Origin of the sequence: Micromonospora sp. NPDC007230 (assembly GCF_042869115.1) — a bacterium.
Lineage (GTDB): Bacteria > Actinomycetota > Actinomycetes > Mycobacteriales > Micromonosporaceae > Micromonospora.
In genome coordinates, this window is the sequence record NZ_JBIAFE010000002.1 from 371,143 (window position 1) to 396,123 (window position 24,981).

Annotated in this window: 16 protein-coding genes; 3 read left to right on the top strand and 13 right to left on the bottom strand. The window is 70.8% G+C overall.

Going from position 1 to position 24,981, the window contains the following annotated elements; genetic code table 11:
• Positions 1–2 precede the first annotated feature (2 nt).
• The 4 genes from ACFYML_RS04620 to ACFYML_RS04635 form a co-directional block, all read right to left on the bottom strand.
• On the bottom strand, positions 3–602 hold the full coding sequence (locus ACFYML_RS04620) for a TlpA family protein disulfide reductase (RefSeq protein WP_387419296.1): 600 nt from the start codon (positions 600–602) through the stop codon (positions 3–5).
• Positions 599–1,030 (bottom strand): hypothetical protein, encoded by a 432-nt coding sequence (locus ACFYML_RS04625; RefSeq protein WP_357435547.1) that lies wholly within the window; start codon positions 1,028–1,030, stop codon positions 599–601. The genes ACFYML_RS04620 and ACFYML_RS04625 overlap by 4 nt, the downstream gene beginning before the upstream one ends.
• Before the next feature lie 67 nt (positions 1,031–1,097).
• A complete protein-coding gene (locus ACFYML_RS04630; RefSeq protein WP_387419297.1) occupies positions 1,098–3,155 on the bottom strand; it encodes a M6 family metalloprotease domain-containing protein in 2,058 nt (685 codons plus the stop codon).
• A 244-nt stretch (positions 3,156–3,399) separates the two neighbouring features.
• Positions 3,400–4,290 (bottom strand): dihydrodipicolinate synthase family protein, encoded by an 891-nt coding sequence (locus tag ACFYML_RS04635; protein WP_387419298.1) that lies wholly within the window; start codon positions 4,288–4,290, stop codon positions 3,400–3,402.
• 296 nt (positions 4,291–4,586) lie between these two features.
• On the opposite strand from ACFYML_RS04635, the gene ACFYML_RS04640 reads away from it, so the two are divergent.
• On the top strand, positions 4,587–5,813 hold the full coding sequence (locus ACFYML_RS04640; RefSeq protein ID WP_387419299.1) for a PucR family transcriptional regulator: 1,227 nt from the start codon (positions 4,587–4,589) through the stop codon (positions 5,811–5,813).
• A gap of 50 nt (positions 5,814–5,863) precedes the next feature.
• Here the strand turns inward: ACFYML_RS04640 and ACFYML_RS04645 are convergent, their stop codons facing one another.
• On the bottom strand, positions 5,864–7,780 hold the full coding sequence (locus ACFYML_RS04645; RefSeq protein WP_387419300.1) for a Xaa-Pro dipeptidyl-peptidase: 1,917 nt from the start codon (positions 7,778–7,780) through the stop codon (positions 5,864–5,866).
• 449 nt (positions 7,781–8,229) lie between these two features.
• On the opposite strand from ACFYML_RS04645, the gene ACFYML_RS04650 reads away from it, so the two are divergent.
• Positions 8,230–10,656 carry a M14 family metallopeptidase gene (locus ACFYML_RS04650; RefSeq protein WP_387419301.1) on the top strand — a complete coding sequence of 809 codons (2,427 nt, stop codon included), beginning with the start codon at positions 8,230–8,232 and terminating at the stop codon, positions 10,654–10,656.
• A 118-nt stretch (positions 10,657–10,774) separates the two neighbouring features.
• Here the strand turns inward: ACFYML_RS04650 and ACFYML_RS04655 are convergent, their stop codons facing one another.
• From ACFYML_RS04655 to ACFYML_RS04670, 4 genes are all read right to left on the bottom strand, one after another.
• Positions 10,775–10,993, bottom strand: a complete 219-nt coding sequence (locus ACFYML_RS04655) for a hypothetical protein (protein WP_387419302.1) — start codon at positions 10,991–10,993, stop codon at positions 10,775–10,777.
• Entirely contained in the window at positions 10,990–11,328 is a 339-nt protein-coding gene (locus tag ACFYML_RS04660) for a hypothetical protein (protein ID WP_387419405.1), read from the bottom strand. The genes ACFYML_RS04655 and ACFYML_RS04660 overlap by 4 nt, the downstream gene beginning before the upstream one ends.
• 49 nt (positions 11,329–11,377) lie before the next feature.
• A complete protein-coding gene (locus ACFYML_RS04665) occupies positions 11,378–11,623 on the bottom strand; it encodes a hypothetical protein (protein WP_387419303.1) in 246 nt (81 codons plus the stop codon).
• Positions 11,624–11,774: 151 nt separating this feature from the next.
• Complete coding sequence (locus ACFYML_RS04670; RefSeq protein ID WP_387419304.1) at positions 11,775–12,971, bottom strand: helix-turn-helix domain-containing protein; 1,197 nt, start codon at positions 12,969–12,971, stop codon at positions 11,775–11,777.
• 361 nt (positions 12,972–13,332) lie between these two features.
• Here ACFYML_RS04670 and ACFYML_RS04675 point away from each other — a divergent pair, with 361 nt between their 5' ends.
• A complete protein-coding gene (locus ACFYML_RS04675) occupies positions 13,333–13,842 on the top strand; it encodes a methyltransferase family protein (RefSeq protein WP_387419305.1) in 510 nt (169 codons plus the stop codon).
• 131 nt (positions 13,843–13,973) lie between these two features.
• On the opposite strand, the gene ACFYML_RS04680 is transcribed toward ACFYML_RS04675, so the two are convergent.
• The 4 genes from ACFYML_RS04680 to ACFYML_RS04695 form a co-directional block, all read right to left on the bottom strand.
• A complete protein-coding gene (locus ACFYML_RS04680) occupies positions 13,974–18,032 on the bottom strand; it encodes a ThuA domain-containing protein (RefSeq protein ID WP_387419306.1) in 4,059 nt (1,352 codons plus the stop codon).
• Between the two features lie 193 nt (positions 18,033–18,225).
• Positions 18,226–19,485 carry a multicopper oxidase domain-containing protein gene (locus ACFYML_RS04685; RefSeq protein ID WP_387419307.1) on the bottom strand — a complete coding sequence of 420 codons (1,260 nt, stop codon included), beginning with the start codon at positions 19,483–19,485 and terminating at the stop codon, positions 18,226–18,228.
• Positions 19,482–20,447, bottom strand: a complete 966-nt coding sequence (locus tag ACFYML_RS04690; RefSeq protein ID WP_387419308.1) for a sugar phosphate isomerase/epimerase family protein — start codon at positions 20,445–20,447, stop codon at positions 19,482–19,484. Before ACFYML_RS04690 ends, ACFYML_RS04685 begins: the two co-directional genes overlap by 4 nt.
• 20 nt (positions 20,448–20,467) lie before the next feature.
• Entirely contained in the window at positions 20,468–24,664 is a 4,197-nt protein-coding gene (locus ACFYML_RS04695; RefSeq protein WP_387419406.1) for an OmpL47-type beta-barrel domain-containing protein, read from the bottom strand.
• Positions 24,665–24,981: the final 317 nt, after the last annotated feature.

Here is a 24,981-nt window from a genome sequence, read left to right on the forward strand (position 1 = left end):
GGTCAGGGGGCCAGCACCAGCTCGCGCAGCTTGCCGTCGAGGGCCGGCCCGTCCACGCCGCCCGGCCAGCCCCGCAGCAGCGCACCGCCCTTCGCGACCACCACCACGGTCGGCGGCTCGCGGACCGCGTACGACCGCCAGATCGCGCCGTCGTCGTCGACCACGACCGGATACTCCACCCGGTGCTCCCGCAGGTAGCGCTGCAGGTCCTCCGGTTTGTCCTCGGTGGCCACCCCGACGAAGACGACCTTGTCCCGGTGGGTGCGGGCCAGCTCGCTCAGGGCGTCCTGCCGCTGTGCGCAGAGGCTGCACCACGAGCTGAAGAAGACCAACACGACCGGGCGGTCGGCCCACAGGTCGGCGAAGGCGAGCCGACTGCCGTCGGTGAGCCGGCCGGTGACGGCCGGGGCGCCCGGCACGCCGGACGGGACCGGGCGCAGCGCCAGACCCGCCGGCACCGGGCCGGGCAGCGCCGCCGCCCCACCGGCAACCGGCTCGGTGCGCGCCGGCGCCTCGTCGCCGCCCGAGCAGGCGGCCGAGGACAGCACCATCCCGAACGCCAGCGCGACGGCCGCCAGCCGGACGGCGTACGTGCGGGTCACGACGGCACCACGGCGACCAGCGCCGGCCCCTCGCTGGTGTTCCGGGTGAGATCGATCGGGGGGCGGCCGTCGACGACGAGCCGGTAGGCGTCCCGGGCGGCCAGGTTGACCGGCACCGAGAACTCGCAGTACGTCGGGACGCGCTCCACTTCCAGGTCCTCCTCGAACGTGGCCACGGACGTGCCGGACGACAGGGAGCCCTCGGCCAGCGTCCGCCCGGCCGCGTCGATCACCTGGAACGGCGCCCGGTTGTGGAAGTGGGTGTAGGGGCCGGTGCCCGCGCACTCCACGCCCACCGGCCGGATGTTGATGTCCCGCACCAGCACCCGCACGGTCATCGCCGATCGGGCCTCCTCAGCCCCGCCGCACCCGGCCACTGCGCCGGTGAGCAGCGACGGCAGCAACAGCGCTGCCAGCAGGCGCCGCATCTGTCCTCCAGACGGTCGGGGGGCCCGGGGCGGCGGGACACGCCCACCGCCCCGGGCCGTTCGTGGGTCAGCTGATCAGCGCTCGGGGTCGTTCGACCCGGCACTGGCTGGTCACGGTCTTGCTCGGGTCACTCACCGACGTGGCGGTGAGCGTCACCAGGGTGGTCGCGGCCGCGTCGGCGGTGGCGCCGACCGAGACGTTGACCCCGGTGGTGGCGCCGAACTTGGCCGTGGCCAGTTCGTTCGGCAGCTCCACCTGCCAGCCCTTGCCCGGCACGCTCGCCGAGAGACGGTACACGTCCGACTGCAGGTACTCGCTGGCGTCCTCCGGGTGCTGCTGCTCGCCGGCCACGTACTTGCCCGTGTTGGTCAGGTCGAACGTGCAGAACGCGCCCTTGTCGGTCGGCTTGCTCCGGGTGATCAGGGAGCCCTTGGACAGGGCCACGCCGTGCTCGCTCGGGCCGGCGCCGTCCAGCGACTGGACCGCCACCGTGTACGACAGCACCCCGTCGGCGTCCCGCCGGAGGTTGAGCACGTAGAAGTGCAGCCGGTTGGCCTCGTCCACGTACTCGTACTCGCTGCCGGAGTTGGCGCCGGCGTGGAACAGCGCGTCGGACAGCTGCCGGTAGTCGCCCATGGTGATCTTCTGCGGGATGCCGTTCGGCTGGTAGAAGTCCACCATGTCGATGTCCTGCGGGTTGGCGTCGACGACCCACACGAACGGCGCGCTGTCGGTGTTCTTGGTCTTGCTGATCAGCACGCCGTTGTCCGGGGTGAACGAGTCCGCGCCCATCCGCTGGACGACCTCGACGGTGTAGTTGTTGAACCGGCCGCCGTCGCAGAGCGGGTCGGTCGTCGTGCTGCACGCCGGCGAGCGGTCCTGGTTCATGGCGATGTTGATGCCGGTCAGGCCGCCCTCGCCAGCGTCCACCGCGCGGGCGGTGACGTCGGCGACGACCAGGCCGGAGGAGGCGAGCCCCTCCCGGGACAGCCGCAGCGCGTGCTCCTCACCGAGCAGCCCGATCTTCAGCTTGTCCCGCAGCGTGTGCAGCGACCCCATCGAGCCACCGTTGACCGGCGGGATCTGCCAGCGGGTGTGCGGACCGCCCGGACCGTTGAAGGAGCCGCGCGACATCATGCTCCAGATGCCGGTGTACGCGCGGCGCAACGGCACGCCGTACGGGTTGTTGTAGTTGTCGCCGATGCTCAGCAGGTGGCTCAGCTCGTGCGCGTACGTGCCCATGCCCGAACTCTCCGCCTGGGTCGACGAGCCACCGCCGGCGTTCGGCCAGATGGTGGCGGCCGCCTTCCAGGACGTCCAGTCGACGTACCGGGTCTTGGCGTAGTTGGGCAGGTTGGGGTCCGGCGGGCCCCACGCGTCCGGCACGTCCTCCTTGGTCTGGAACATCATCTGGCCGAACTCCTGCCAGGTCGAGGACTCGTCCTGACCGGCGGAGAGGATGAAGACCAGTTCGTAGCTGTTGGCCACCTCGTCACCGACCGCCGCGCGCCAGGCGCCCAGCCCGTCGGTGCGGATGTTCTTGGCGCAGGTCTCCCCCGACGGGCAGGCGCCGGGGTTGAAGCCGTTGTCGATGCCGTACTGGTACGACTTCGACGGCATCTTGTACGGCCCGAAGCCGGTGAGGTCCACGCCGTAGCGGCCGTTGGAGTCCTGCATCCAGTATTCGTGCAGGGTGTGTCCGCGGTTCAGCTCGTTCGGCTTGTTCAGGAAGTCGCTGTAGAACTGCGGGACGCCGTCGCGCGGAATGTTCGCGGCGCTCGCCTGGGGGTTGCCGAAGACCGAGGACTTGGCCGGCTGGGTGACGACGAACGGCTGGTCCGGGTAGTCGAGCGTGACCAGCGCGATCTTGAAGTTTCGGATTGACCCGCGCACGGCGGGGTCGTTCCAGTTCTTGTTGGGCACCTGGACGTAGTCGTCCCAGGTCATCTTGTCGGGGTTCTGCCAGTTCTGTGCGTCGATCGCCTGGAACGGGCCTGGCCCGTCCGGCGACACGTCGGGTGCGGCGGAGGCCGGCCCGGTGGCGCCGGACGCGACCACGACGGACGCGACCGCGGCGGCCAGCACCGAACGCCACACCGCACGCCTGGGGGGTAGAAGGTGCATCGGGTCACCTTTCAGGTCGAGGGCTTAATCGGCGGGGCGATCGGGCGACGGCTCCGGATCTCGGGCGGCGTCAGACGCGCCTGAGCCGGAGTTGTCGCGAGACGGACGGGGGTCACCGTCCCGCATGATCACACCCGATCCGAATCTATGAGCCGGCCGGCGCACCGGTCACCGTGCAGATGTCGGCAGGTGGACCGACCACTTCCGACACGTGCAGGACGGCATCGCGTCATGCCCCTCGCGGCTACCCGTCGGCATCGGCCCGCAGCGCCCGCCGCACGTCCCGGCACAGCTGCGTCTCGGTCTCGGGCGACAGCCCGCCGCGGGGCGGCCGGCACGGCCCGCCGTACCGCCCGACCAGCCGCATCGCCAGCTTCACGGCCTGGACCACCTCCGGCCGGGAACCCCAGCTGAGCAGGGGGTGCAGCTGCGCGTACAGCGGCAGCGCCGCGGCCAGGTCGCGGGCGGCGCACAGCCGGTGCAGGCGCAGGCTGAGCCGGGGCAGGGCGTTCGCGCAGTGCCCGATCCACCCGGTCGCGCCGCACACGGTCAGCTCCAGCAGCACGTCGTCCGCGCCGGCCAGCACATCGAGGTGGGGGCACAGGTCACGGACGCGGTGCAGCCGGCGTACGTCGCACTCCCGCACGGCCACCACGCCGTCGATCTCGGCGACGCGGGCCAGCAGTTCCGGCGTCAGGTCCGTTCTCGCGTCGGCCGGATCGTCGGACACCACCACCGGCAGCCCGACCGCGGCCACCTCGCGGTAGTGGGCGACGACCTCGGCGGCACCGGTCGGGTAATCGACCGGCGGTGGGGCGAGCACCGCCTGGGCACCCGCGGCCCGCGCCTGCTCGGCCCAGCGCCGGGACTGCCGGCTGCCGTACCCGCCGACGCCCGGCACCACCGCGCAGCCGGCCGGTGCCGCCTCGACGACGGCGCGGACCACGTCGGTGCGCTCGCCGTCGGACAGGGCCCGGTACTCCCCCAGCGAGCCGCACGGCGTCACCCCCTGGCAGCCCTCGTCGGCGAGCCACCGCACGTGCTCCTGAAGCCGGTCGTAGTCGACCGACAGATCAGCCCGGAACGGGGTGGGAATCGCGACGATGACGCCCTGCCAGGGCCTGGTTCTGGCCACGACGGTGTTCCCTTCTCGGACACTCCGCAGCCGTACCCAGTCGGCAGGACGGCCCGCCCTGGCCCCCGTCGGGCCGGCAAACGCACACGTTAGGTACATCACCGGCCGCCGGTCTTCCGACAGATGCTGAAACTGCTCAGGCGGTACCGGATACGGGTGTCGCGCTGCCGGCACGGGGGATTGCGCGCCGGCCAACATCATCGGAAGGTAGGCCAACGGTCCTACCAGCACAACAGCCAGCCGGAGCCGAGCGGCAACACCGCGGGCCTCGGGCTGGCCGGGGGAAGCGCATGCGCATGGAGCTGCAACGCATCGTCGACCGGGTCGCGGCGCGGGTCAAGCGGCCGGCTCTGATCGAGGATCGGCGTCAGCGGGTGGTCGTCTACAGCGAGCACTCCGGGGTGCTCGACGGGGTACGCCGGAGTTCGATCCTGCGTCGGCACACGACGCCGGAGGTGATCGCCTGGGCCCGGGAGATCGGGATCATGGACGCCCGGGAGCCGGTGCGCACCCCGGCCTGCCCCGAACTGGATCTCCTGCCCCGGGTGTGCGTGCCGATCCGGCACCAGGACCTGCTGCTGGGCTTCGTGTGGTTCATCGACGAGGGCACGGGGATGACCGACGAGGACATCTCGGCGGTGGCCGAGGCGATGCCGGACCTGTCGCTGGCCCTCTACCGCGAGAACCTGCTCGGCGAGCTGGCCTCGCAGCGGGAGGCGGAGGCGACCCGGACGCTGCTGGTGGAGTCCCCGGAGGCCCGGCGGGAGGCCGTCCGGTCGCTGCTGACCGACGGCGTGGTCACCAGCGACGGTCAGGTCACCGCGCTGGTCGCCCAGCTGATCGTGGCCCAGGACGAGGTGCTCGACGACACCGCCCGGATCGCCCTGGAGCACGCCCTCGTCGCCACCCGGCACTGGGTCGGGTCGCGCGAGACGCTGCACCTGGTCCGGCACGACCACGGGGTGCTGCTGCTGTGCGGGGGGCGGAACACCGGCCGCCTGGCGGCACAGGACGCCGCGGCGCACCTGGACCAGGCGTTGCGCGGGGCCATCCGGGGACTGGCGTCGGTGGCCCGGACGGTCCTCGGGATCGGCGACGCCCGACCGCGCCTGTACGACAGCGTGCTGTCGTACCAGGAGGCGTTCCAGGCGGCCCGGGTGGGTGTCCAGCTGCCGGCCCTGGGTCCGGTGGTGCCGTGGCCCGAACTGGGCATCTACCGGCTGCTGTCCGGCATGGATGCCCGCCACCTGGACGTCGCGCGAGTGCATCCGGGGCTAGGCCGGCTGCTGGGCGACGAGGCCCACCAGGTGCTGCTGGAGACCCTGGAGACCTACCTCGACCTGGCCGGCAACGCGCATGCCACGGCGGAACGGCTGCGGCTGCACCGGACGACGCTCTACTACCGGCTGCAGCGGGTGGAACTGCTCGCCGAGGCCGACCTCAAGGACGGCAACGAACGGCTCTGCCTGCACCTGGCCCTCAAGCTGGGCCGGCTGACCGGCCAGTACCAGCCGGGTGGATGACGTCGGGGCGGGGCGCCGGTTGCCCGGTGCCCCGCCCCGCCTCGCGATCCCTACAGGCCGGCGGCCACCGCCGCCGTCCGACCGCCGACCACCGGCAGGGTGATCCGGCTGCGGTCGAAGTGGACGGTGATGTGGGCCCGGTTCTGCTTGGCCCGGCTGCTGTAGCCGGAGTACGACCCGAGCAGGACCACCCCGATCTGGTGGCCGGCGTCGAAGACGTAGTCCTCGGGCAGCAGGCTCAGGTCGACCTCGGTCTTCTGGCCGGGCACCAGCGGCGCCGACACCGACGGCGAGTCGAGGTTGAGGCCGTCGACGATGCCCTTGGTCACCAGCTCCTGCGGGTTGGTGGCGATGTTCTTCTCCACCTTCTTGTAGCAGGCGTCCTCGGCGAAGCCGCCCCAGGTCGCCGTCTCACCCCAGCAGTCCTCCTCCGTCAGCGTCCGGACGCCGTCACCGGCGGTGCTGAAGCGCTGGCGGGTGCCGTAGTCGACGAGCAGCCCGGCGAAGCTGGTGTCCTCGCCGTCGACAGTGGCGTTGATCTTGACGATCGGGGTGCCCGAGATGTGCAGCGGCGCCTTCAGCGGCGCGGAGAGGAACACCAGCCGGTTCTCGGTGTTCGCCGCCGGGTCCGACGGGTGGCGGATCGCGTTGGTCTGGCTCATCGTGGGCGTGTCCTGGAAGGTCGCCTTCGCGTTGCCCGGACCGGACTTGACGGACAGCCCGCCGGCGTTACCGGCGGTCGGCGCCTGCAGGAACACCTGGGTCGGCTGGGTGTTCGGCAGCGGCCAGGTGGCGGCCGTCTCCCACACGTCCGGCAGCCGCTCGATGTCGACGGCCGGCTCCCGCATGATCCCGTTGTCGATGCCCTGCAGCCAGTAGTCGAACCAGCGGTGCAGGGTGTCGACCCACTGCGTCCGCCGGAAGTCGAACGGGTCGACGTGGCCGGTGCCGGTCATCCAGAGCTTGCGCGGCACGCCCTGCGCGCCGAGCGCCTCCCACCACTTGCTGAAGTGGTCCGGCCGGACGTTGTCGTCGTTGATCCCGTGCACGACGAAGACGCTGGCCTTGACCCGGTCGGCGTGCGGCACGTAGTCGCGCTCCGCCCAGAAGTCGCTGTAGTCGCCGGTGACGTCGTCGCCGCCCTGGCCGAGGGCCGTCCGCACCGGCGCACAGTACGCGCGGCGAGCCGGGTTGGTGACCGTGTTGGCGAGGCTGCCCGAGTAGTTGTTCGCCCGGGTGACCAGGCCGTTGCTGCGCGAGTAGTCGTACCAGCTCGAGATGGCCGAGATCGGCACGATCGTGGTCAGCCCGTCCACCCCGCTCGCTGCGGCGGCGTTGGCCAGGGTGCCGTCGTACGACTTGCCGATCATGCCGGTCCGGCCGTTGTGCCAGTCGGCGACGACCTCCCGCCCGGCGGCGTCGTACCCGGGCCGACGCCCGTTGAGCCAGTCGATCGCCGTCGGCGCGCTGATGTTGTCGGCCCGACCACCGGTGACCGGGCAGCCGGTCGAGTTGTTCGTGCCGATCATGTCCAGCAGGACCATCGCGTAGCCGCGCGGGACGAAGTAGTTGTCGTAGAAGAGGGGCCATTTGTCGTTCAGCCCGTCCCCGTCGACGTCAGCCTTGCACTCGCTTTCGTTGCCCCGGCAGACCGTCGAGTAGTACGGGCTGGCGTCCATCACCACCGGAACCTTGAGCCCGTTCTCACTGGCCTTCGGTCGCATGATGTCCATGGCCACGACATCGAGCTTGCCGTCGCCGTCCGTGTCGACATCAGAAGTGACGAAAATCCGTTCCCGAATGGCGTCGGCATAACCGAAGGCCGGTTGGGTGACGCCGTTGGAAATCACCAACTCAGCGCGCTCGTCGGCACCCGGTTGGGCCAGTGCGCCGCTCGCCGGCAGACCGGTGGCCACGACCGCCAGGGCCACCACCGACGCCCGCCAGGCGCGTCTTCCTCTTTGCATCCGTGCTCCTCCTCCCACAGTGCCGTCGACCAGCGGCTTTGAACCCCTCCGTTCGGCGGGCACCCGCCACCGCCCCGACGGTCGCACCGAACCTACGGATCGGCGCACACGCAGGTCATCGGACACCTGTGGAAGATGGCCGCCCTCGGCTCCTACGCCTGTCGCAGGGTGGAAGCACGACTTCCGGCATTCATCGTTTCGTGACGAACAGTCATTGACACAGCGCGTGACGTGAGTTGAGGATTGGCCCACCCGCCGGTCGATCGTCCACCCCGGACACCTGTCCGGTGTCAATTTCCGGCGCTGGTCCGCCTTGCCGCACCAGCGCCGGTAGGCGATTTCCGCCGGCCCTCATCCGTCGGTCGTGCCGAACCTCCGCAGCAGCACGTGGGACCCCGATTCCACCGACCGTCGCTCGCAGTTCCGTACCCACGACAGAAAGGGCAACTATGCGAATGCCGAACTCCGGTGACCGCCGCTGGCGAGCACCGGTCGTCGCGATCGCGGCCGTTTCGGCCGTGCTCCTGGTCAGCCCGGCCTCGGCCGTCACGCCACCCGCCGACGACGCCGGCGCGAGCACCGAACTGAACCGGCTGCCCGACGAGGCGGCCAGCGTGGTGGAGGTCCTGCTCGCCGACCGCGACGAGCTGGACGCACTCGTCGCCACCGGCGTCGACCTCGACCACCACGTCGAACAGAGCGAACAGGGCATCGTCGTCCACGCGGTGGTCACGTCGACCGAGGCCGCGGCCCTCCGCGCCCGGGGCTACCGGCTCGGCGAGACCCTCCTCCGGCCCAGCGACTCGGCGGACCGCGTCGAGGAACGCGAGGCGACCATCGCCGCGCACGTCGCCGAGAACCGGGCGTTCACCGCGGCCCTGCAGACCTCCGAGACCTCGGACGTCAAGATCATCCGCGCCGACTACTACACCTCGGGAACCAACCAGATCCTGTCGGTCGAGGCGAAGTGGGCTCAGGGCCAGACCTCGACCAGCACGCTCACGGTCGTCCGGGACAGCGGCCCCGGCACGGAGCTCGGCTCGGGCGGCAGCCAGACCATCTCCCGTTTCGTGGACGCCGGCGTCTACCTGTACCACCGGGGCGCATCGACGGTGACGACCCGGCCGGACCGGATCCGGATCACCAGCCCGACCGGTGGGGTCGCCGTCGCCCAGGTCAAGGAGTGGCTGCCCATCCCGGCCGACAACCCGGAGGGCCCGGGCTACCAGAAGGATTTCGTCACCAGCTACCTGACACCGACCGAGCTGTACGCACGGATCCACCAGCTCGCCGCCGAGTTCCCCGACCTGGCCGAGATCGTCGAGCTGCCGTACAAGACGAACGGCTACCGCCGCAAGGCGCAGGTGGTGCTCGGCACCACGAACGCCAACCGGGTGGCCGTCGACTCGCTCGCCTGGGGACACGAGGGCGGCAACGACATCTCGGTCGAACTGGTCAACCCGGGTGCCGCCAGCCGCCCCCTGTCGGTGAGCGTGACCGGCAAGGACATCAGGGTCAGCCTGGCGACCAACGCCAGCGGCGCGCTGACCAGCACGGCGGCCCAGGTCGCCGCGGCGTTGAACGCCAACGCCGGGTCGCTGGTCCGGGCGTACACCTACCGCGGTGACGCCGGTGCCGGTGTGGTCGCGGCCGCCACCAAGTCGGTGCTCACCGACAACCTGAAGGCGCCGGCCAGCGTCTCCCGCGATCCTCACCCGGTGTACGCGATCCGGATCGGCAAGGTCCGCGACGGGTCCAAGACCGGTGTCCTCGCGTACGCCCAGGAGCACGCCCGCGAGTGGGTGCCGCCGCTGGTCGCCGTCGAGACCGCCGAGCGGCTGCTGCGCAACTACGGCCACGACGGCCACACCAAGCAGCTGCTCAACAACCTGGACATCTGGATCGCCCCGTCGGTCAACCCGGACGGCGGGCACTACTCGTTCTACGACTACAACTCGCAGCGGAAGAACATGACCAACCACTGCCCGCTGACCGACGCGGCCGACGCCCTCGGCCGGAACTCGTGGGGCGTGGACAACAACCGCAACTACACCGAGTACAGCCTGTTCGACGGTTACTCGGGCGCGTCCAGCAGCTGCACCAGCGGCACCTACGCCGGGCCCAGTGAGCTGTCCGAGCCGGAGGACAAGAACGTCGACTGGCTGGCCCAGCACAAGAACATCAAGTTCTCGATGAACCTGCACTCCTCCGGCAACTACTTCATGTGGTCGCCAGGGGCGTACGCCACCCCGGGCCGGATCTCGGCGCCCCGCCCGACCCTCGCCGAGGAGTCGTTCTTCTGGGGGGCCTCGTCGCAGATCCTCACCGCCATCAAGCGGCAGCGCAACATGGCGGTGACGCCGGCCCGGACCGGCCCGATCTCCGACGTGCTGTACTCGGCGGCCGGCAACTCCGGCGACATGCTCTGGTACAAGTACGGCATCTACGCCTGGAACTTCGAGGTCGGCACCTCGTTCCAGCCGGACTGGGACGAGGCGCACCAGGAGACGATGGAATTCTCCAACGGCCTCGTCGAGCTGATGCGGGTGGCCCGGGACTTCGACAAGGACCAGCAGCGGCCGAAGAGCGGCCTGTCGGTGAAGCCCAGCGCCACGGCGGGCATGGTGGACGTGACGTTCACGGTGAGCGAGCCGGCCGCGGTGTTCTACACCGTCGACGGCAGCGTACCGACCTACGCGTCCACGCTCTACGCGTCGGCGGGGATCCGGGAAGGCGGAGAGACGCTGACCCTGCCCGTCGGTACGAAGATCCACTGGTTCTCGGTGGACGCGGCCGGCAACGTGGAGAACAACTACCGCGCTGACGGCACGGGCAAGAACTTCCTGAAGGGCAGCGCGGTGCTGCCCACCAGCTAACGGAAACCGACCCGGGTGCCGGGTACGGCGGCGCATGCTCCGTACCCGGCACCCGGCCGTCCGCGACCGCGGGCGGGCCTGCAGGAGAATGCCTGCTCCCGCCGACAGGCGCGGAAGCTCACCGCAGCCAGCCCAGAAAGCGCCGGTGCAGGATGCCGGCGGGCGCCCAGGTCAGATCCTCGGCGGCGCGCACGAACTGCGATCCCATGTACAACGCCAGGGACATGGGCGCGTCCGCGAACTCCGCTTGCAACTCCCGGCGTCGGGTCGCGCACGGCCACGGCGCCCCGCAGCCGCCGCAGCTCCAGATCGGCAGCACCGGCCCGTGCGTGCTCACACCCGCACCCCCAGGTAGCGCGCCGTGATCGTCCGTGCCTTCCGGCTGGTCGCCCAATCCACCTGCCAGCACGGGTACGGCACCAGCAGCGACCACCACACGCGGCAACCGACACACATCCCGTCCAGCCCACGGACGTGCACCGCGAGGATCGCCTGTTCCTGATCGTCATTCACTCGGCTGCTCCGTGCGGCCAGTGACCCCGGTTGATCGGGATCCGGTGCCGGGCATGGCAGGGCAGTTCGACGCCGCATCGGCAGATGCGCCGCCAGTCCCGCCAGGACCAGACCGGCCGGTGCCGTCGGGCGAGGGTCAGGGCAGTCGCGAGCAGATATTCGTCGTACGAGACGCGCTGCCTGCCAGGAGAGCCAGCCCCCGCTCGGCTCACCGCTGGTCCCTCGTCCCGTCACCGGTGCGCTGGCCCGGCGTCCGTGGCACGGTCGGCACGCTCTGCGTCGACTCGCGGCGCCAGGGCGTGTCCCGCAACCGCTCCGCCTGGTCGAGCAGCCGCCGCTGCGCCTGCGCCTGCTCGCTCGCCTGGTACCACTGCCCCGTGCCCGGCGGTGGCGGCGGCTCCGGCCGCCGGAACAGCCACCGCACCAACCTGCACAGCTCCGACCAGATCGCCACAGGTTCCGCCTCCACGTCGAGCGTCGGAAGGCGGCGAGGTCTCGTCCGGCCGTATCGGCTCCCTGGCGTAAAGATCCCCGCCGCCGTCGGTGACCTGGACGCTACGAGCGGTCACGGGCGGCGGCGGGGACAGTTTGTACCCGAGGGAGGGCTACCCCGTTACCCCGATCGCGAGCGCCAGCTCCCGCGCGTCCTCCCCGACCGTGCCCGGCCGGTTCGACAGCTCCAGCGCGACTGTGCGGGCGAACGGTTGGTGGCGAACGGTGTCCACGCTCTCGCGCAATGCCCGGCCGAGCAGGTGCATGGCCGCGACCTCGCCTCGGTTCAACATGTGCGCCCGAGCGGCCTCGATCAGGGCGGCAGCCCGACGGGTGTGCGACGGCAGCGCACGGAAGTCCGCCGTGTCGGCCCGCCGGACGGCCTCACCAGGTCGGCACAGGTCCGTCTCGATGGTGACCGCGTACGCCGCGCAGGCGGCCGGCCCGAACATCAGCCAGGGGTGGGCGTACCTGTTGCCGAGCCGGCTCGCGGCGTCCTCGGCGGCGTCCCACGCGCGCCATGCCTTTCCGGCCTGCCCGGCCTTGCTGTGTCCGAGCGCGATGCCCAGCTGCGCCTGCCCCCACCGCGCCAACTGTTCAGCATCCGCTGCCGGGTCGACCAGGCCGGAGGCGTCAACGAGCACCTGCTCCGCAGCGTCGATCTGGTTCGCGCCCCGGTAGACGTGCGCGTAGTACCAGGCGGCCACGGCGATCGCCGCGGGGTCATCGGCGTCCTGGGCGGCGAGCATCGCCCGGTCGGCGGCGAGCCATACCAACTCCGGATACGGCTGGTGGGCCAGGTACAACTGCGCGAGGTGGTAGACGCGCGCCAACTCGATCAACGCCTGTCGGCGGGCCAGGCCGTCCAGCCGGCGGGCGCTGCGTTGCGCGTCCGCCAGCAGCCCGGGGAGCACCGCGGCGACCGCCGTGCGCTCGACGGTCGACCGGTGCCACAGCGCCCACGCCTGATCGACCAGCCCGCGCAGCACGTCGACCGACGTCGGCTCGCCGACCGGCACCTTACCCCGCCGGATGGCGGCGGCGACCGCGTCGACGTCGGGGTGACCGGCGCGGGTCACCGATGCCACCGGCAGGGACTGGTCGCCGGTCAGGTCCGCCAGGTCGGAGATGTCGAGGACCTCGGCCAGGCGGAGCAGCATAGGCAGGCGGGGCGGAAGGAGGCGCCCGTTCTCCAGGGCCTTGACCCATTCGGCGCTGCGGCCGACGAGCCCACCGAGAACTGGACGCGTTTTGCCTGCACGTTGACGGTGGGCGCGGAGGCGAGCACCGAAGGTCGCGGGATCGGTCATCGTCGTCTCCCAGGTAGCGGTCTGGGCAGCGGGCCGCCGGCCGCTACTCCGGCGGGCCGCCACAGTCGACGGTACTCGCGCGGCTGCCTCCACGCGCCATCGTCGCAGCCTAGTTTCGGAAGAAGAGCCGCGCGAAGCGTGCCGACCAGACATGTCGAACGGGAGTCATGCCGCCTGCACAGACTTCGGTACTGGGAGCGGCTACAAGCCGCCGTGTCAGCGGCGGCGCATTGTTGTCCGGCCTCGCTACCATCGGCGGCGGCAACTCCCCTGTTGAATGAGCCGGCGATCGTGACGACCTGGCGGCGCGGCCGGGCTGGTTGGGCGCAGGGGTACGGAACCGAGCCGGTGAGGAGTACCGATGCGCAATCGGGCGACCGCCGCAGCGGGAACCGTGGTGTTTCTCGTACTCGTACCAGGATCCGTGGCTGGCATGATTCCGTGGGCGCTGACCCATTGGCGTACCCGGGACAGCGTGCTGCGAATCCCGCCGCTACAGGCCCTCGGCTGGCTCCTGCTCGCGGCCGGCGTCGGGGTTCTGGTGCACGCGTTCGTACGCTTCGCCATGGAGGGGATCGGCACACCCGCCCCGGTGGCTCCAACCACGCACCTCGTCGTCGGCGGGCTATACCGGTTCGTCCGGAATCCGATGTACGTTGCCGTGGTGGCCGCGGTCGTCGGCCAAGCGTTCGTGCTTGGGCAGACGGTCCTGCTCTGGTACGGGCTCGGGGTCGCGCTGCTACAGGGGGCATTCGTGCACCTGCGGGAGGAGCCGGAGCTGCGCCGCCGGTTCGGTACGGAGTACGACGCCTACCGGTCCAACGTACCCGCGTGGTATCCGCGCCTGCGCCCGTGGCGTCCCGAGCGTTGAACCCGTTGCTCGGCCACCACCGATGAGCCGGTGGAGATCGGCGAGCAAGGCCACCTCCCGTTTCCGGGAAGTGGCCTGTGTCCTGCGAGGGCGCCGGGCACGGGCGGAACCCGTGCCCGGCGCCGGCCGGATTAAAGCGAGCGGACTCGCACGTCGCGGAACTCGATCAGGTCGTTCGTACCGTGGTTCTGCAACCCGACGAACCCGCTGAGGAACTGCCGCAGGTCGGTCGGCGGGTCACCCGCACGGGACGACGCCTTGCCGGGCGTGTTGTCGAACTCGTTGATCACCACGCCGTTCCGGATGATCGTGTAGTGCTGCCCGACCACCCGGACCTCGTAGTCGTTCCACTGGCCCTTCGGGGTCGCCCCGGCCTTGTCCAGACCCTGCGGGTCGAAGTTGTAGATCGACCCGGTCTTCTGCACCTCGCCGGTCGGCCCGTCGTAGATCTGGATTTCATGGCCGCAGTAGATCGCCACCCAGGCCTGCGAGCTCCGGGCCGAGCCGACCGTGCCGCAACTGCCGGCCGGCCGCTGGTCCAGCGGGATCCGCGGGTCCGGGAAGCGGGTGAAGACCCCACTGTTGGCGTACGTGGTGCCGGCGGACACGTCCCGGAACTTCAGCCGCAGCGAGAAGTCGGCGAACTCGTCCTTGGCGTACCAGAGCATGCCGAGCCCACCCGAGCTGCGGATGGTCCCGTCTCGCTGGAGGGTGAACGACCCGCCGGGCGCCTGCCGCCAGTCGGCGAGCGACGCCGCGGTGCCGTCGAAGAGCGACTGGTACCCGGCGACCTTGCCGATCTTCGACTGGGCCGCGGAGGTCTGCAGCTTCTGCGCCTCCTTGTTGTCCACGATGCCGCCGGCCCGCAGGTCGTTGACCACGTCGGCGACGTGGCTGACGAACTGGCCGTGGTTCGTCCAGTTCCGCTCGTCGTCGATCAGGTCGTTGATCGTGCAGCCGCCGCCGGCCACGTGGTTGGCCACGCCGGTGTCGGTGTCCAGCAGCTGTACCGTCTTGCGGGTGTCCGGCGCGGGGCAGCCCGTGGTGACGGTGATCTTCGCGGTGGACACCTGGCCGTCGGCGTACGTCACCTTGAGGGTGGCCTCGTAGGTGCCGTAACCCGCGTAGGTGTGGGTCGGGTTGGCCTCCCGCGACGGCGCGCTGCCGTCACCGAAGTTCCACTCCCACGCCACGCCGCCGGCCCGGGCCGACGAGAACGCGATCGTCTTCGGCTGGCTCGGGGTGACCGCCTGCCAGGCGGCGTCGCTCGGCCGCGGCGTCGCCTCGCCACCGGTGTACACGATCCGGATCAGCTTCTGGTTGGAGTGGAGGCTGAAGAAGCCCCCGGCGTAGTCGAGCATGTACAGCGCCCCGTCCGGGCCGAACTTGGCGTCCATCCAGGACTGGAGCTGGGTGCCGCCGCTGCCGGAGCGGATGATCTGGCGCAGGTCCTCGGCGAACGCCGGCGGGCCGGCGTTGGCGACCTTGGCCGGGTCGACGGTGACGGCGATCCGGTTGTTGGCGTTGGACTCGTCACCGATGAACCACTTGTTGTCCCAGTACGCCGGCCAGGCAACGCCGCTGTTGGTGTCGACCTTCGTCCGGTGGTAGGTCGGGCCGTCCATGATGGCCTGACCGCCGCCCTTGAGGTACGGCTGGGTGAACGTCTCCTCGCCCGCCACGTACGAGGGCAGCCCGCTGCCGTCGGTCCGCTTCGGGTAGACCGGGCCACCGCCCTGCGGCGAGTACCAGATCATGTTGTCCCGGGCGGGCGGGATGTTGACCAGGCCGGTGTTGCGCGGCGACTCGTTCTTCAGGTTGTCGCAGTCGTACCAGCCGGCCAGCACGTTGGCGTCGGTGTTGCTGCGGTCCCGGTAGGGCTGCCGGTTGCCCATGCAGTATGGCCAGCCCTGGTTGCCCGCCGAGGTGATGATCGTGGCGGTCTCGTACTTCGCCGGGCCGAGGTCCGGGCTCGGGCCGCCGGCGTCCGGGCCGACCCAGGCCGCGGTCAGCCAGTGGTTGACCGGGTCCCAGGCGATCCGGGCGATGTTGCGCACGCCCATCACGTAGATCTCCGGGCGGGTCTTGCCGCCGCCCTCCTCCTTGCCGGTGAACAGGTTCCCGGACGGGATGGTGTAGGTGCCGTCCGGCTCCGGGTGGATGCGGATGATCTTGCCGTTGAGGTCGTTGGTGTTGCCCGAGGTACGCCGGGCGTCCTGGAACGAGGTGCCCTTGTAGTCCTGGGTCCAGTTGTTGCCGGAGTAGCCGCTGGAGCCACCGGAGGAGTTGCTGTCACCGGAGCCGATGTAGAGGTTGCCGCTCTCGTCGAACGTCATCCCGCCACCGGCGTGGCAGCAGCTGTGGATCTGGGTGTCCCAGCTGAGCAGGTCCTTGCGGGTGCTCTGGTCGAGCGTCTGGGCTGCGGCGTCGTAGGTGAACCGGGAGACGGTCCGCTTGCCGATCCGCTTGTCCCGGTCGATGGACTCGTGCGGCATCCAGTAGACGTAGACCCAGCCGTTCTCGGCGAACTTCGGGTCCAGGGTGATGCCGACCAGGCCCTCCTCGTTCTTCACCAGCTCGCTGCCGCTGCCCCGGTTGCCCATCACGGCGAGGGTGGTCAGCAGCTTGACCTGCTTGGTCTTCGGGTCCCACTGGTGGATGGTGCCGCAGCCCAGGCCGACCTTGGGGTCGTCCCAGTTCACGATCGGCCCGCTCGGGCAGGCGGCCTTGCCGATGTAGAAGACCTTGCCGTCGGGGGCGATGGTGAGGCCGTGCGGCTCACCGATCTGGTCGAGCTGCCCCGACTGGTTGGTGGTGGTGAGCCGCTCGATCCGGTAGTTCGAGGCGATGGTGGCCTGGCAGTCGCCCCGGACCAGGCCCGCCGACCACTTGATGGCCCCGGCCAGGTGGCCCTGGAACTGCTTGTCGCTGGTCCAGCTCGCCTCGGTCCGGCCCATCCCGGTGTAGAACGACCGGCCACCCTCGTAGTCCTGGCACCAGGAGATCGGGTGGAAGGCGCCGTTACCGCTCAGGCCCGGGTTGTAGGTGCCCTCCTCGACCTGGGCGATGGTGTGGACCTTGCCGATCGGGCTGGGGTCCCAGTTGATCCACTGGTCGGAGCGGGTCCAGGTCAGCGGCAGGTCCTTGTTGGCCGGGTGCTGCCGGTCGGTGAGGTCGATGGTGGCCTTCTGCACCGTGCTGTCCGGCGCGGGCCCGGCGTCCGGCCCGATCAGCCACAGCTCGGCCAGCTGCACCAGCGGCTCGCCGCTGTTCGCCGTGACGTTCAGCCGGTAGTGCTGGTAGGCCGTCGTGTTGGTGAAGCTGTACTGCTTGGTCTGGAACCGCTGCGGGAAGGTCTCGTTGCTGCGGCTGTCCAGGTCGGTCCAGGTGCTGCCGTCGTTCGAGCCCTGCAGGGTCCAGTTCTTCGGGTCACGGCCGGGGAAGTCGTTGGCCGAGGTGAGCGCGTACCGGCTCACCACCACCGGCTTGGCCAGCTTCGCCGCCAGCCAGCCGGTCGGGTTGAACGTCAGCCACTTGGTGCCGGTCGACCCGTCGATGGCCTTCGCGGCGGTCTCGTTCGGCGGGTTCTCCGCGCTCGCCGTGGCCGAGACCGGCTTCTCGGCGTTCGGCAGGCTGGCGGCCGGGCGGGTGCCGATCAGGCCGGTGAACCAGGAGGACTCCGGCTGGGCGCGCGCCGCGTCGTGGACGCCGACGAAACCGCCGCCGCCCTTCACGTACGCCTGGAAGGCGGCCTCCTGGGCCTCGTTGAGGGTGACGCCGTTGGCGGAGAGGAAGACCACCGCGCGGTAGCGGGCCAGGTTGCCGAAGGTGAACACCGCCGGGTCGGCGGAGTCGTCGACGGTGAAGCCCTGCTGCTCGCCCAGCTCACGGATGGTGGCGGTGGCCCGGGCGACCGGGTCGTCCTGCTTGTCCACCGGGCCGTGGAAGACCAGCACCTTGACCGCCGCGGCGGCCTCGGCGGCGGCCGCCGCAGGGGTGACCGCCTGGGCGGGCAGGGCCAGCACACCGAGCGCCAGGGCGGCGCTCGACGCCAGGGCGCCGATCCGGCGCCCGCGGGTGCGACGTGCTGCAGCCGGGGTGAATGGTGTAGGTGTGGTGGTGGATCCCGTCGAGTCGGCGCGGGAGCGTCCGACCCATCGGGAGAACCGGAAATGGCGTCTGTCGGCCATCTCGACTCCTCCTGGTTTGAGGGACAGGTTCTTCCGGGTCGTCCATCTGCCGGTGAGGTGAGGCGCTCACCGGAGCACTGGGTGCGCGACCGCCGGCGCCACCCGGATCGGGCGGCCGGTGCGGCGGGTCGCTGGTGGGGGTGTCGGTCCGGGGGCTGCTGGCCGACCGACGGTGGCCAGCAGCCCCGACCCGTCACTTGTGCTGGTGCTGACCGTCGGCGGCGGGCGCCGCGGCGGCGCCGGCGGCGCCAGGGGTGCTGGTGGCGCCCGCAGTGCCAGTGGTGCCGGTGGCGCCGGCCGCGCCGTGCTGGTGGCCCATGCCGGGCGGCATGTTCCCGTTCTCGTCGAGGACGTGCAGCATCGTCGACATGCCGGCGTCGGAGTGGAACTGCATGTGGCAGTGCAGCATCCAGTGCCCCGGTCCGACCGAGTCGCCGGCCACCACCTGGACGCCGAAGGAGTCACCGGGGCCGAGCGTCTTGTTGTCGATGATCGGTATGGAGTCGACGAACGGCTGCCCGTTGTTGCTGATCACCCCGGTGCGGGTGTCCGCCCAGGAGTGCCCGTGCAGGTGGAAGGTGTGCATGTCGTTGCCGATGCCGACCACGACGAACTCCACCCGCTCGCCCTTGCGGGCGACCAGGCAGCTCGGGCCCGGCTGCGGGTTCACCTCGGTGCAGGTGTCCGTGGCGGCGCCGCGGCGCAGGTTGATGCTCTGCCGGTCACCGAAGACCACCGTGTAGGTCCGGTCCGGCTTCGGGTCGCCCGGACGCCGGACGACCAGGCCGCCGAAGAGACCGGACGATAGCCCCTGGGTGCCGTGCGGGCCGCCCACCACGTGGTCGTGGTACCACCAGTAGCCGGCCGTGCCCTGCGCCCCGGTCCGGTTGTTGCGCGGCTGGGCGTACCAGGTGTAGGTGCGCGATTCACCCGGCGGGACGTACGACCCGCTCTGCACCGTGCCGTCGGACTGCTGGGTGTACTTGACCCCGTGCACGTGCAGCGAGACGCCCAGCGGGTGGGCCGGGTCGGTGCGCAACGCCGCCAGGGTCTCGGCAGACACCTGGTTGTGCAGGGTGATGGCAAGGCACTCTCCCTCCATCATCTCCATGAGCGGGCCCGGGTAGGAGGCAGTCTGCGGAGTGAGGCCGTAGCCGAGCCGGATCTGCGTGCCGTCCTTGGGCAGTTCCACCGCGTACAGCTGGATGCTGCGGTCGGGCTTGCCGCAGCCCTCCGGCTTCTCGGCGAACATCCCGGTGCCGGCTGCGGCCAGCCCGCCGGCGCCGACGAGGGTGAGCAGTACGACGGCCGCGACCACCAGCATCCGCCGGGCCCCGCTACGCGGGCGCTCGGTCCGGCCGCCCAGCGGCCCGGTGGCCTCGCTCGTCGGATCGACGGCCGGCTCCGGCTCGGGTGCCGGGTTGCCGTCCTCGACCAGCCGCCAGGCGCTCATCGGGCACCCCGCAGCTCGACCATGCGCTGGTAGCTACGCTCGGCGGCGCCCAGCGACCCCGGCGGGTTCGGCTGCGCGCTCGGCGCGGTGTCCTGCTCCCACAGGAACTCGAAGCGGCCCCGGCCCTTGAGCTCGCCGAAGAACTCGTGGAACGGGATGACCCCGGCCCCGAACTCCACGTCCAGGTAGGAGTTGCCCTGCTGCGGGTTGGGCAGCGGCACGCCGTCCTTGACGTGGAACAGCGGGAAGCGGTGCGGGTGGGCGTTGACGTAGTCGACCGGGCGGAAGCCCGGGTACTTCCGTGCCCCGCCGTACGCCCACAGGATGTCCATCTCCAGGAACACGTACCGGGGGTCGGTCAGGTCCAGGAAGAGGTCGTACAGCCGCACGTCGGGCCGGTCCGTCGCGAAGCTGAACTCGATGGTGTGGTTGTGCTGGTAGAGCTTGATGCCGCGGGCCGCGGCGGCCTCGCCCCAGGCGTTGAACTCGGCGGCGGCGGCCTGGTAGCCGGCGATGGTCCGGTTGCCGGTGGGCGCCTCCGCCGTGCCGATCGCCGGCATGCCGAGGATCTCGGCGACGTCCAGCTCCCACTCCAGGTTGGTGCGGAAGTCTCGCAGCCCGCGGTGGCTGCCGGCCGCCTTCAGCCCGTTGTCGTCGAGCAGCTGCCGGATCTGCTCCGGGGTGATGGCGCCCACCGAGCCCTGTGTGTAGCCGGCGAACTCCACCTCCCGGTAGCCGATGCGGGACAGCTCCTCGAAGACGGCGGCGAAGCCGACCTGGGCGATCTTGTCGCGGACGCTGTAGAGCTGGATGCCCAGGTGCCCTTGCGGGATGAGCTTGCCCTGGCCGCCCTGGTCGGCCCCGGCCGGCAGGGCGCCGGCGAGGCTGGCCGCGCTGACCGCCACCGTGGAGCCGGCGAGGCCCCGCAGCAGGGTACGTCTGTCGATTCTGTTCCTTGCCATGGTGGTTCCCTTCCGTTCGCTCAGCAGCAGGAGTTCGGGCCGCCCGCCGGGCCGCCCGGGCAGCACGGGGTCAGTGGGGCGATCCGGACGTTGCGGAAGCTGATGACGTCGTTGGTCCCGTGGTTCTGCAGCCCGACGTAGCCGGTGGCATGCTGCCGGCCGGCGCCGCCCGGGTCGTCCGCTCGGGGCGGGCTGAACACGGCGTCGGGCCGGTTGACGTACTCGTTGATCAGCTTTCCGTTGCGGAACACGGAGTAGTGCTGGCCGACCACCCGGATCTCGTAGTCGTTCCAGGTGCCCTTGGGGGTGACCCCAGCACCGGCCAGGTCGACCCGGTCGAAGCCGTACACCGAGCCGCTCTTGTACTGGTCACCGTCGGTCCGGTCGAGGATCTGCAGCTCGTGGCCGTACTTGATGGCGACCCACTCCGGCCGGGACTCCGCCGGGTGGCGGCGCACGTCCGGGAAGCGGACGAAGACACCGCTGTTGGCCCGGCCGTCGCCCGGCGCGTCATCGCGCCACTGGAACTTCAGCGAGAAGTCGCCGTACTGGGCGACCGGGTACCAGAGCATGCCGAGCCCGGGCACGGCCTTGCTGGTGATGGACCCGTCGGCGTTGCGGGTGAAGCCACCCGCGCCGACCTGCTGCCACTTGCCGAAGGACGCGGCGTTGTCGTCGAGGATCGGCTGGTAGCCGTTCTTCGTGTCCGGCTTGCCGACGCCGGAGCGGCCGGCTGCGCTGGCCAGTTTGCCGTGCTCCTGGTGGCTGATGACGCCGAGGTGGTGCAGGTGCTCGGCGACCGAGTTCACGTAGGAGACGAACTGGCCGTGGTTCGGCCAGGAGCGCTCGTCCTCGATGACGTTGTTGATGGTGCAGTCGCCCGCGACCACCCGGTTGGGCACGCCGCTGTCGACGGTGCCGAGCCAGACGTTGGGTCGGGTGTCCTTCACGCACTCCGGCTGCGGCCCGCTGGCGACCACCGTGAAGGTGACCGAGGCGGTGCCGGAGGTGTTGCCGGCCTTGTCGGTGGCCCGGTAGCTGACCGTGTGCTGGCCGGCCTGGTTGACCGTGACCGGCGCGGAGTACCTGGCGTACGCGCCGCCGTCGAGGGAGTACTCGACCCGGTCCACGCCCGAACCGCTGTCGCTCGCGGAGATGATCACCGTGGCGCTGCCCACGTACGCCCCGTTGTCGTCGAGCTGCCCGGAGAGGGCGGCGGTGACGGTCGGCGGGGTGGTGTCCGGGGCCGGCGGGTCGACCACCGTGAATGACACCGACTGCGGCGTCGAGGTGTTGCCGGCCTTGTCGGTGGCCCGGTAGCTCACCGTGTGCTGACCCGGCTGGTTGACCGTGACCGGGGCGGAGTAGGCGGCGTAGGGCTGCCCGTCGAGGGAGAACTCGACCCGGTCCACGCCCGACTGGGTGTCGGTGGCGGAGAGGGTGACGGTGGCGCCGCCGACGTAGGCGCCGTTGGCGTCCCGCTGGCCGGTCACCGCCGCCGTCACGGTGGGCGGCGTGGTGTCGGCCGGAGGCGTCTCGACCACCGTGAACGCCACGGACTGCGGCGTCGAGGTGTTGCCCGCCTTGTCGGTGGCCCGGTAGCTCACCGTGTGCTGACCCGGCCGGTTCACCGTCACCGGCGCCGAGTACGCGGTGTAGGCGCCGCCGTCGAGCGCGTACTCGACCCGCTCGACACCCGACTGGGTGTCGGTGGCGGAGAGCGTCACGGTGGCACTGCCCACGTAGGCGCCGTTGGCGTCCCGCTGACCGGTCACCGCCGCCGTCACCGTGGGCGGCGTGGTGTCCGTCGGCGCCGGCTCGACCACCCGGAACGACACCGACTGCGGCGTCGAGGTGTTGCCCGCCTTGTCGGTGGCCCGGTAGCTCACCGTGTGCTGACCCGGCTGGTTGACCGTGACCGGGGCGGAGTAGGCGGCGTAGGGCTGCCCGTCGAGGGAGAACTCGACCCGGTCCACGCCCGACTGAGTGTCGGTGGCGGACAGGGTCACCGTCGCGCTGCCGATGTACGCGCCGTTGGGGTCCTTCTCCCCCGTCACCGCCGCTGTCACCGTCGGCGGCGTGGTATCCGCCGGAGGCGTCTCGACCACCGTGAACGCCACGGACTGCGGCGACGAGGTGTTGCCCGCCTTGTCCGTGGCCCGATAGGTCACCGTGTGCTGCCCCACCTGGTTGACCGTGACCGGCGCGGAGTACCTGGCATAGGCACCGCCGTCGAGGGAGTACTCGACCCGGTCCACGCCCGATTCGGTGTCGGTGGCCGACAGGGTCACCGTGGCGCTGCCCACGTAGGCGCCGTTGGCGTCCCGCTGGCCGGTCACCGCGGCCGTCACCGTGGGCGGCGTGGTGTCCGTCGGCGGCGTTTCCACGACCCGGAACGACACCGACTGCGGCGACGAGGTGTTGCCGGCCTTGTCAGTGGCCCGATAGTTCACCGTGTGCTGACCCGGCTGGTTCACCGCCACCGGCGCCGAGTAGATGGCGTACGGCTGCCCATCGAGGGAGAACTCAACCCGATCCACGCCCGACTGGCTGTCGGTGGCGGAGAGGGTCACCGTGGCGCTGCCGATGTACGCGCCGTTGGGGTCCTTCTCCCCCGTCACCGCCGCCGTCACCGTCGGCGGGGTGGTGTCCGCCGGAGGCGTCTCGACCACCGTGAACGACACGGACTGCGGCGACGACGTGTTGCCCGCCTTGTCAGTGGCCCGATAGCTCACCGTGTGCTGACCCGGCTGATTCACCGTCACCGGCGCCGAGTAGTTGCCATATGCGCCGCCGTCCAGGGAGTACTCAACCCGGTCGACACCCGACTCCGTATCGGTGGCGGAGAGCGTCACGGTGGCACTGCCCACGTACGCGCCGTTGGGGTCCCGCTGACCGGTCACCGCGGCCGTCACCGTGGGCGGCGTGGTGTCCGCTGGCGGCGTTTCCACGACCCGGAACGACACCGACTGCGGCGACGACGTGTTACCCGCCTTGTCGGTGGCCCGATAGCTCACCGTGTGCTGACCCGGCTGGTTCACCGCCACCGGCGCCGAGTAGATGGCGTACGGCTGCCCGTCGAGGGAGAACTCAACCCGGTCCACGCCCGACTGGCTATCGGTGGCGGACAGCGTCACCGTCGCGCCGCCCACGTATGCCCCGGTGGGGTCCTTCTCCCCCGTCACCGCCGCCGTCACCGTCGGCGGCGTGGTGTCCGCCGGAGGCGTCTCCACGACTCTGAACGCCACCGACTGCGGCGACGACGTGTTACCCGCCTTGTCCGTGGCCCGGTAGCTGACCGTGTGCTGGCCCACCTGGTTGACCGTGACCGGCGCGGAGTACCTGGCATAGGCACCGCCGTCGAGGGAGTACTCGATCCGGTCCACACCCGATTCGGTGTCCGTGGCCGACAGGGTCACCGTCGCGCTGCCCACGTACGCGCCGTTGGGGTCCCGCTGACCGGTCACTGCCGCCGTCACGATGGGCGGCGTGGTGTCTGTCGGCGGCGGCTCGACAACCCGGAACGACACCGACTGCGGTGCCGAGGTGTTGCCCGCCTTGTCAGTGGCGCGGTAACTCACCGTGTGCTCACCCAGCTGGTTCACCGTCACCGGCGCCGAGTAGGTGCCGTACGCCCCGCCGTCCAGGGAGTACTCGACCCGGTCCACGCCGGAGCCGCTGTCGGTCGCCGACAGGGTGACCGTCGCGCTGCCCACGTACGCCCCGGTGGGGTCCTTCTCCCCGGACACCGTGGCGCTGACCGTGGGCGGCGTGGTGTCCGATCCGCCACCGGAGACCACCAGCAGGCCGGTCATTCCGCCGTGGCCTGGGATGGCGCAGAAGTACCGGTAGGTGCCGGGCGAGAGCACCACGTCAACGGTCCACCGGCCCCCGTTGCTGTCCGTCGGATCCGCCAGGATGTTGACGTCGACGTCGCTGTTGTATCTCGGGTCGCCCGTTTCGAACGTGAGGGTGTGCTGCATTCCGGTGGTGTTGCCGGTAGCCCGGCTGTTTTCGAAGACCAGGGTGGCCGGCCCGGCCGTGGCGGTGGTCGGCGCCGACAGGTACGACAGGAAGTTGTCGCCGGCGGTCCAGGTCAGGACCTGGGCCTGCAGTTGCGACGAGGATCGAGGCCCGGCCGTCGCCGACCGCTCGGTGTCGGTCGGACGCGCGTTCGCCGGGGAGCCGGTCAGGGCGGCGGTCAGCAGCAACAACATCGCCGCGATGACCGCCACCGATCTCCGGAGCCGGCTCGCAGAGAGCCGATCCCGCGATGCGGATGGGTTCATTGATGCCTCTTTCACGGTCCGGGAACAACCGGGCGGAATGTGCGTCGGCCCGTCGGTGTCAGGTGTCGTCAGAGGTGCTTCTTCGGGTGCTCGCAGCCCGTCGGCCCCTCCCCTGGCCGCGCGGGATCCCCGGCCGTGGCCGGCGGCCACGGTCGTCCGATGTGGATGGTTGGTTGATCCCGGTGTCAGCGGCGAGCCGGTTCGCACGCGGCGCCGGGCAGGGTCGCGCGTCGGAGCTGATCTGG

Excerpts from the sequence above, each read along its gene's own strand:
- ACFYML_RS04625 (WP_357435547.1), bottom strand. The coding sequence starts at position 1,030 with ATGCGGCGCCTGCTGGCAGCGCTGTTGCTGCCGTCGCTGCTCACCGGC.
- ACFYML_RS04630 (WP_387419297.1), bottom strand. The coding sequence starts at position 3,155 with ATGCACCTTCTACCCCCCAGGCGTGCGGTGTGGCGTTCGGTGCTGGCC.
- ACFYML_RS04640 (WP_387419299.1), top strand. The coding sequence starts at position 4,587 with ATGGAGCTGCAACGCATCGTCGACCGGGTCGCGGCGCGGGTCAAGCGG.
- ACFYML_RS04645 (WP_387419300.1), bottom strand. The coding sequence starts at position 7,780 with ATGCAAAGAGGAAGACGCGCCTGGCGGGCGTCGGTGGTGGCCCTGGCG.
- ACFYML_RS04650 (WP_387419301.1), top strand. The coding sequence starts at position 8,230 with ATGCGAATGCCGAACTCCGGTGACCGCCGCTGGCGAGCACCGGTCGTC.
- ACFYML_RS04670 (WP_387419304.1), bottom strand. The coding sequence starts at position 12,971 with ATGACCGATCCCGCGACCTTCGGTGCTCGCCTCCGCGCCCACCGTCAA.
- ACFYML_RS04675 (WP_387419305.1), top strand. The coding sequence starts at position 13,333 with ATGCGCAATCGGGCGACCGCCGCAGCGGGAACCGTGGTGTTTCTCGTA.
- ACFYML_RS04680 (WP_387419306.1), bottom strand. The coding sequence starts at position 18,032 with ATGGCCGACAGACGCCATTTCCGGTTCTCCCGATGGGTCGGACGCTCC.
- ACFYML_RS04685 (WP_387419307.1), bottom strand. The coding sequence starts at position 19,485 with ATGAGCGCCTGGCGGCTGGTCGAGGACGGCAACCCGGCACCCGAGCCG.
- ACFYML_RS04690 (WP_387419308.1), bottom strand. The coding sequence starts at position 20,447 with ATGGCAAGGAACAGAATCGACAGACGTACCCTGCTGCGGGGCCTCGCC.
- ACFYML_RS04695 (WP_387419406.1), bottom strand. The coding sequence starts at position 24,664 with ATGTTGTTGCTGCTGACCGCCGCCCTGACCGGCTCCCCGGCGAACGCG.